At 54.5% G+C, this 8,338-nt stretch carries 6 protein-coding genes; 2 read left to right on the top strand and 4 right to left on the bottom strand.

Annotated elements, in window-relative coordinates; translation table 11 throughout:
* The 4 genes from HXY34_10435 to thiI form a co-directional block, all read right to left on the bottom strand.
* The coding region (locus HXY34_10435; GenBank protein NWF96544.1) for a DUF2341 domain-containing protein at positions 1 to 2,087 on the bottom strand (2,087 nt) is incomplete at its 3' end.
* A 401-nt stretch (positions 2,088 to 2,488) separates the two neighbouring features.
* The gene (locus tag HXY34_10430) at positions 2,489 to 3,178 is read right to left on the bottom strand and encodes a DUF2334 domain-containing protein (protein ID NWF96543.1); all 690 of its coding nucleotides are present in this window, start codon (positions 3,176 to 3,178) and stop codon (positions 2,489 to 2,491) included.
* A 71-nt stretch (positions 3,179 to 3,249) separates the two neighbouring features.
* Entirely contained in the window at positions 3,250 to 3,513 is a 264-nt protein-coding gene (locus HXY34_10425) for a histone family protein (GenBank protein NWF96542.1), read from the bottom strand.
* Between the two features lie 133 nt (positions 3,514 to 3,646).
* Positions 3,647 to 4,852: a tRNA 4-thiouridine(8) synthase ThiI gene (thiI, locus tag HXY34_10420; GenBank protein ID NWF96541.1), complete on the bottom strand. Its 1,206-nt coding sequence runs from the start codon at positions 4,850 to 4,852 to the stop codon at positions 3,647 to 3,649.
* 108 nt (positions 4,853 to 4,960) lie between these two features.
* On the opposite strand from thiI, the gene HXY34_10415 reads away from it, so the two are divergent.
* Both HXY34_10415 and HXY34_10410 read left to right on the top strand, forming a co-directional pair.
* The gene (locus tag HXY34_10415) at positions 4,961 to 6,985 is read left to right on the top strand and encodes a hydantoinase/oxoprolinase family protein (protein NWF96540.1); all 2,025 of its coding nucleotides are present in this window, start codon (positions 4,961 to 4,963) and stop codon (positions 6,983 to 6,985) included.
* On the top strand, positions 6,955 to 8,338 hold a 1,384-nt coding region (locus HXY34_10410), incomplete at its 3' end, for a hydantoinase B/oxoprolinase family protein (GenBank protein NWF96539.1). The genes HXY34_10415 and HXY34_10410, both read left to right, overlap by 31 nt.

Genomic DNA, 8,338 nt, shown 5'->3' with positions numbered 1-8,338 from the left:
GTGTACACCTGCCCTATCGACACCATGTCGTCCGTACCATCAAAGTCGAGCCCCTTGCCTATCGCTCCGCTGACAAGGTCCTCTGCCGTCATGGACCCGTAGGACGTGCCGTGATGCCCGCCAGGAGAGCTGTCCTGTATCGTGCCACTTGGACTGTCCGCCAAGTGGTGAACAAACTCGTAGTCGGCCCAGACTGAATCGTGCAGGCGTGGGGGAGCGTTCGGATTCCCGTACATCATCGTTATGGTTGTCGGTGTCGTACTGGATAGAGAGGGAATCTTGACCCACGCCACGAGGTGTGCATGAGTGCTGTTATATGACTGCTCAAAGGACTCAATCTCAAAGTCAAGGGGTGTGTCGCCCATCTTGAATGCGATGTCATCCCCATCTGCTTGAGCATCTGTCTTCAGGTCAGCATCGAACAGGTCAATCAGGACCGGGAAGTCGGTGAGCGTTGCTGCAACCTTCGTATGGTCGATTACGATGTCCTTCTGATACGTGAACGTGTACACCGCGTCTTCAGGGTATGGTACCAGATACTCAACGCAGAGCCTTGCAAGCTCACTCTGGCCATAACCGTAGGTCCCCTTGATTCGATTGTCACTGGCGTATGTGGAGGAATAGATGTAGTCCAACATGACGGCCACGTAGTTGCCGCTAGACCATGTGGGGTCACTGACCGCCTCTTGAACCAGTGCAGTGATGTCGGGGGAGCGCTGTCTTATCCGGTATCCGTTCGGGTGGTACCACGCAGTGGGCATCCAGTCTACGCCCGCGGGAATCCAGGTGTATCGGTCCTCTAGGTGAGGCAGGCCAGTTGTGAAGGATGTTATGGGTCCACTCGATGCGGTCTTGACCGACAGTCTGACTCTCATCCCGTTGACATAAGTCAACATCTCTTCTGTGGGTTCTGCCTCGAAGTAGGCGGAGAGGATCACAGAGCCCTTCGGTATGTCAAGCGGTATTTGGAATGCTGCCTCATAGTCCACAGCGTCAGACCAACTGGACCCGTATATGCCAACCTCAAGCGCACTGTTGTATCCGTCCAAGTCAAGTCCCGAACTGGGGTCATCGTGACAGTCGCGGCCGGAAACGTCAGGCACGTACTCGTACTCAACACCTGGAGAACCACCTACAACTGCAGTGCCATTTGCCTTGAGACCAATCTGTTCCGGGAAGGGCCGAGCCTCAAGCTGAAGTTGTATCTCGTCTACGTAGACATAGGCATTCTGTGTGGAGCTCTGTGAACCTGACAGGTCTGTGGCAAGGCCCACCTCAAGTAGAAGTGAACTGGGGAAACTGAGTGTGTCGAGATGACTTGACGGAATGTCTACCACAGCCTGCAGCCAGGTCTCGGTGGTATCCCCTGACTCAAAGACATGAAGCTTGGTCTCGCTCCCCTCAAGCCGCACAAAGAGGTGAACTTGATTGTCCATGTTTGAGATAGAACGCACGTTGTACCAGAAGGTCACACGGGCTGAGTAGACGGCTCTGAACGGCGCTGCAATCTGCTGGGCAAGATAAATCTCGTCGGTGGCAGCAAGGACGTTTCCAGACGACCAACGCGCCTCGAATCTCCACCCAATCCCGGAGTAGTAGAAAGCACCGTCACTGTAGAAGCGGAAGTACCCTGAGCGGGGGTGCTGATTGCCCTTGCTAACCGTCTTCGTCAGCGTCCATGAGTCTGGAACCTGCACATCAGTGGACTGGTAGGGAGAGATCAACCACTTCTCGTTATGGTACTTGTCAAGGTTCCAGTTGAGCACCTGATCGTTCATCCATGTGGTCACACCTTGAACAGTGTGACTAAGACCAGTGGCGGTCCATCCTGAGCTGAGTAATATGGAGGTTGTCCCTGGCGCTCCCGAGCTGATTACCATGTGGCTGTCATAGATATTCGAGGCCTCGCCGGACAGCACGACTGGCAACGACTGCCCGCTTCCGGTCATGTCTTCCGAAAGACTGCCAACGTCCTCCAGAATCATGGGCAGTGCGCGAGCTGCTCCCGATGAGCCACTGCCGATGTCCGTGACTGGAAACAAGAATAGCATGACAAATGCAACTGCGATGATGCTGACCTTCCTCATAACAGCAGACCTCCAAATGACAACTGAACGACTTGCCAACGCGACTCCGGACCAGTAAGTATTGGGGTGTCTTCGACGGCGACCTGAATCTGGAAATCGAGGTATAATAATGATGCTAGAATGAAGTCCATTTCATGCATCGGAACGACGGGCGCTTTTTCGACCACGCGGTCCTCTGCTGGTACCTCTGTGTGTTTAGGCACACCGTTTCTCCTGACACCCATCTGAAGCATCCTCTGGCATAGTTCTCATGGATGAGTCAAGAAGACTTCTGGACTCAACAAGCATGAAGCAGGTGAGGAGATTTCGGCAGCAGTATATAGCCTTAAGTCGTCTGAATCTGCGGATGATTATGTTAGATTTGTGAACAGACATGCGGGAGTCGTGCATATTGCGCTCCACTAGTGCAGCAACTGGTCAGAGTACCCCATGAACTTGTACCCGAGACGGTCTCTCATGTCCGTCAAGACATCAAAGACAGTATCCGACTGGATGTCCAATGGATGAAGTGAGATCTGGACGGGACCTCCGACTTCCATCTCAAGTACTGCATGTGTGAGGTCGAGACTCTTGGTGCCCGAGCTGATGACGCAGGCGGATGTTGATAACACGTTTCCCGACCGGAGATCAAAGATTCTGTCACCCACTACGCAGTACTGGAGATTAGACGCTCGTGACAGGTCCACGAGTTTCAAGGGAGCCTGCCACAGAGGTGGTACGAAGCCAAGCGGTCGTGAGTGAAATGCCTTCTCAAAGAGGGAGATGCTCGCCGTCAGACGGGCTCTCATCCGCTCGACGGACATGGCTCGAAACTCGTCCAGCGTTCCAGACTTTGACAGGTGGGAGTATCCGTTCAGTGAGAGCTCGTAATGCAACGAGAGGAGGTACTCACAGAACAGCTCGTGTTTCTCAAGACTATTCGCAACCTTCATGTTGTGAAAGGGGACAACAAGAAGAGTACAGGAACCCAATCCTAGGTCCTGTATCCTGTCACAGATGCCAACAACGGCATCCTCAAGGAGGGGAGAGACCGCATGGACTGATAGCAGCGCAGTCCTGTCCGGTAGAAACTCTCCTCTTCTTGTCTGCACCTGTACTACCCTCTCGGACTATGTACCAATTCCGATTTGACATCAGGCTGAAGACCGCAGGCTCTGCTGAATCACAGGGTTCTGCGCCATTGCCTGTAAGCAAGCTCGACATCCTTGTCCGTTATGGTCTTTCGTTTGGCCTGGTTCACAATCTCAGATGCATTACGTGCCAGAAAGACTCCTACTTCCTCTAGGATCTCTGCGAGCTTCTCAGCCCCTGTATCGCTGACTCGAGCGCCTCCAGCCTTCCGAATCAGTCTGTCCACAGGCGCAACCGGGATAATTCGGTCCTTCTTAGATCTTGGCAAATGGCTTTTCTCTCCTCGCTCCGACATTATTGGAGCTCATAGGTCCCATCACTCAATAAGGAGTATTTAAGACCTTAGTACTGACTGCTTCAGGCTGCATGCACCACGGCGGCATGGCGCTGTTCAGGAGTCGGAATGAGCATGGCTGGTCCGCTTCCGTTTATGTTCTTTTCAAGTCCGATCCCTGTCGCAGTTTGATGACTTTCGCTGCACGAATCTCGCTCTCAAACACGGCCATGTCCATCTCTGCCTCTGCCGCCAGTACCCGTTCAAGATGAGCTTGGACAGCTGGATACTCTGGCGGCAGTGTACAGCACTGAAGAGACCGCTCAGCAAACTCGTAGGTACCAATCTGGCGCGCAATTCTCTCGATGTCGCTCTTGTCATCACCTGCACACGGTCGCAGGACAGGATAGTCACACACGGCATTGCCGATTACCCGGAGGTTGGCTGTCGTCTGCGATGCCTGTTCACCGATTATCTCACCTGTGACAATGGCATCCGCGCCCTCCATCTTCGCAACTTCTCGGCACAGTCGGAGCATATTCCTCTTGCACATCACACAGGTCAGTTTCGCTGGGGCGTGTTGTTGCACTTCGGTCAAGTCAGGTCCGTGCGGGACAACATACAGTCTGACCTCATAGTCATGTATTAGTCGGGCTAGTCGCTGTGCCTGCTGTATGGCTACCGAGGTGCACTCTTGGTCGCAATAGGGAGTATTGTCAAAGTACACGAAGACCGGAATGCAGCCACGTTTCATAACCTTGTATGCAGCCACCGGTGAGTCCAGACCTGTTGAGATGGCACAGACTACCTTTCCCTGAGACCCAGTGGGCATACCGCCCAGTCCCTTGATGGTCGTAGTGTACACGTATGCACGCTCATTCCTGACCTCAACACAGACCTCCTGCTCTGGACACTTGAGGTTGACAGTGAATCCGTAGTCCTGCATGTTCTCGACTATGAGCTCACCCAGCCGTTCCCGGATGTCTTGACTTGAGAATGAGTGCTCTCCCACACGTCGAGCACGAACGGCAAAGGACCGGTCTCTGACAAATGACTGCCTCACCACAGCCAGGCCTGTATTGAGTATCTCGTCCAGACTAGACCGAATCTGCACGACAGGCGAGCAGGACACTACACCGAACACGCGAGAGATGACCTCAGTGGCTTCCCCGACAGACGGGGTTTCAACAAAGAGTCGACCATACTCCCTTACGACACGTTCGTAGGGAATTCCGTGCTCCTTGAGGGCAGTCTCTATGTGGCAGGCCAGCAGACTGATCATCTTCCGTCTTGTCTGCTTTGACTTGAGTGCGATCTCACCATACCGTACCAGTACAGCGCTATACTCCCAGGCGGTCATTGTGAAGGCCACTAGGCAATTCACGCCAGATGTGGGACTAAAGACTTGTCGTCTGGTACACGTCACCAATGATTCATATCTGGGTCATGGCTGTGCCCGCGACGAAAGATGAGAACAATAGGAGTAGACGTCGGTGGAACATTCACCGACATAATACTGACATCTGACGACTCGAGTGGCTATCGCGTTCACAAGATCCCCTCGACGCCATCAGCTCAGGAAGAGGCAGTAGTCAAAGGAATCCTCGAGATACTCGCGGAGAACTCAGTGGCTCCTGAGGAGATTGGGCTGATAGTACACGGGACTACTGTGGCCACAAATGCGATGCTAGAAGGAAAGGGTGCCAGCGTGCTGCTGGTGACCACCCATGGAATGGAGGACGTCATAGAGATTGGAAGGCAGAACAGAGAGGAGATCTATGACCTTGGAGCCTCAAAGCCGCCAGTCCTGGTTCCAAGGGGCCGGCGCGTGGGTGTACGGGAACGGATAGGTCCCGATGGAGAGGTAATTGAGCCACTCACGCAGAACGAGATTGAGAGATTGGAGCACGTGGTCCAACAGACACCCTCTGATGCCGTGGCAGTCGCACTCCTATTCTCCTATCAGAATGACGCGCATGAGAGAATGATTGCTAGCCAGATTGAGCATCTGGGGCGATACACGGTCTGCTCGTCGGAAGTCCTGCCCGAGTTTCGTGAGTTCGAGCGCACGTCAACAACAGTGCTTGAAGCGTATCTGGGACCGCTGGTTGTCAATTACCTTAGGAAACTGGACAGTGCCATTGCGTCTGTCTGTCCAAGAGCAAAGCTTGCAGTCATGCAGTCCAACGGAGGCACGGTACTTGCGTCAAACACCAGGGGCAACGCGGTCAAGCTGGCCATATCAGGTCTTGCAGGTGGCGTCATTGGTGGATGGGCAGTCTCACAGTCCGCAGGCCTCTCACGAGTGATAACGCTGGACATGGGAGGGACGTCGTGCGACATAAGTGCGGTGAGTGATAGAGTGAGAGTCAAGGCGGACAACGAAGTCGCAGGCCTCCCTCTTAGGACCCCCTCGGTCGATGTCAAGACCATAGGTGCAGGAGGCGGAAGCATGGCATGGATTGATGCACTTGGGGTCTTGCACGTCGGCCCTCAGAGTGCCGGATCCGTTCCGGGCCCGGCAGCCTATGGAAGAGGAGGGACCTCCGCCACAATAACAGACGCCAACATTGTGCTGGGGCGCATAGACCCGGATTACTTCCTTGGAGGGAGAGTGAAGCTTGACGCCTCACTAGCGAGGACGGCAGTGCAGCAGATTGCCACCAGACTCTCACTCAGCTGCGAAGAGGCTGCACTGGGGGTGGTGAGAGTCTCGACGTCCAACATGGTACAGGCAATCAGAGAGGTGACGGTGGAACGCGGCAACGACCCAAGAGACTTCGTGCTGGTGCCCTTCGGTGGGGCTGGACCAACACAGGCGGTCGACATCGCAGACGCCCTCGGTATCAAGAGCGTCCTCATTCCGCCGCACCCGGGTATCACCTCCGCATTTGGTCTGGTGTGCGCAGACCTCAGGTCAGACAGGATGAAGACAGTGCTTGTGTCTAGCAGAACAGGAGACTTCGAGAGGGTCATCACGACACTACAGGAGTTGACAGAAGCAGTGAGGAGTTCACTTGCTGCACAAGGAGTCTCACAACACACCATCAGAGTCGAGTGGGAGATTGACATGCGGTACGTCGGTCAGTCGCACGAGCTGACCGTTGGAGTACCGGTGATTGATACAGGACTTAGAGAGACCTCCATAAGACTGTTTACAGAGGCACACTTGGCGCAGTATGGATACGTCCTCAAGGACCGGGACATCGAGTGGGTTACGGTCAGAACAACAGCACTGGCAACACGACCCAGAGAGGCCCTATCCGCACATCGAGGTGTCACGGAGGACAGTGAGAGATATCGGTCCGTAGTACTGCCTCCAGGGATAGCCACAGAGGCACGGGTAGTGAGGAGGGAATCATTGAGTGAAGACTCACAGACATTCGGGCCGGCAATAGTAGAGCAGCCGGACACGACAGTATACATCGGACCGGGCTGGGTCGCAGAACAGAGACACGATGGATGCATGTTGATGAGGAGGTCTGCCGAGTGATACGGGACCCTGTCACATTCGAAGTGATCAAGAACACGCTGATATCCTGTGCGAGAGAGATGAGCCACGCACTGCGTCAGGCTGCGTTCAGTCCCAACATCAAGGAGAGACGTGACTGCAGCTGTGCATTGTTTGACGAAGCAGGACGTCTAATCGCGCAGTCGAAGGACATACCTGTACATCTGGGTGCGATGCCATTGTCTGTGAAGGCGTGCATAGAACGTGTTGGAGACGAACTCGTCGATGGAACAATGGCTCTTCTGAATGACCCGTACTCTGGCGGCTCGCACCTGCCGGACCTGACACTTGTGGCACCGATATGTGATGATGGTGTTGTGAAGGCCTATGCTGCCAACAGAGCACACCACTCCGATGTTGGCGGAATCAGTCCTGGTTCGATGCCGGGACTCTCCACATCGCTGGAAGAGGAAGGTGTTGTAATCAGGCCTAGAGTTGTGGTGCAAGACAATCAACTGGACCTGGACTCGATTCAAGACCTACTGAAAGCCACTAGGACCCCCGAAGAGAGACTGGGAGACCTCGCTGCCCAGATGGCAGCCAACATCGTGGGCTCGAGGCGTATGCATGAGGTGGCAGCTCTACACAGTTGGAAGACACTGGAGAGAGTCTTCGTCGACCTGAGGGTTTACTCTGCCACGATGATGCACAACGCGCTTCGGGAGCTTGATGGCATCGACTCGTCCTTTGTGGACTTCATGGAGAGTGATGGAGCCGGTGACTGGGACATACCCATCCAGGCGAGGGTTCTCGTCGAGGACGCGCATGTGACCATCGACTTTGCTGGCACATCTGGACAGGTCAGAGGCAACATCAACTGCCCACTTGCATCAACTCTCTCATCAGTGTACTTTGTGTTCCTAGCACTTCTCGGAAAAGACATACCCACAAACGAGGGCTGTTGGAGCCCGCTTCGAGTCATCGTCCCTGACGGCAGTCTACTCAACCCGCACCACCCAGCGGCGGTCTCCGCAGGCAACGTTGAGACCTCTCAGAGAGTGGTGGATGTGGTACTAGGAACGCTCGCGGGATGCGTGCCTGACCGAGTGCCTGCTGCCAGTCAGGGAACCATGAACAACCTGACAATAGGAGGCATAGACCACCGGAGTGGCAGGCCATTCACGTTCTATGAGACCATTGGGGGAGGTGCAGGAGCCTCAAGAGGACGGGCAGGCACCTCAGGGGTTCACACCAACATGACCAACACACTCAACACGCCGATTGAAGCACTCGAAAAATCCTATCCGCTTCGTATAAGGAGATACTCGCTGCGACCTGAGAGTGGAGGAAGAGGTCAATGGAGAGGCGGCGATGGAATAGTCAGAGAGATTGAGC

Source organism: Candidatus Thorarchaeota archaeon (assembly GCA_013388835.1).
Classification (GTDB): domain Archaea; phylum Asgardarchaeota; class Thorarchaeia; order Thorarchaeales; family Thorarchaeaceae; genus JACAEL01.
Note: the sequence above shows the minus strand (reverse complement) of the source record. Positions and strands in the feature narration are given on the sequence as shown.

Excerpts from the sequence above, each read along its gene's own strand:
- HXY34_10425 (NWF96542.1), bottom strand. The coding sequence starts at position 3,513 with ATGTCGGAGCGAGGAGAGAAAAGCCATTTGCCAAGATCTAAGAAGGAC.
- thiI (NWF96541.1), bottom strand. The coding sequence starts at position 4,852 with ATGACCGCCTGGGAGTATAGCGCTGTACTGGTACGGTATGGTGAGATC.
- HXY34_10415 (NWF96540.1), top strand. The coding sequence starts at position 4,961 with ATGAGAACAATAGGAGTAGACGTCGGTGGAACATTCACCGACATAATA.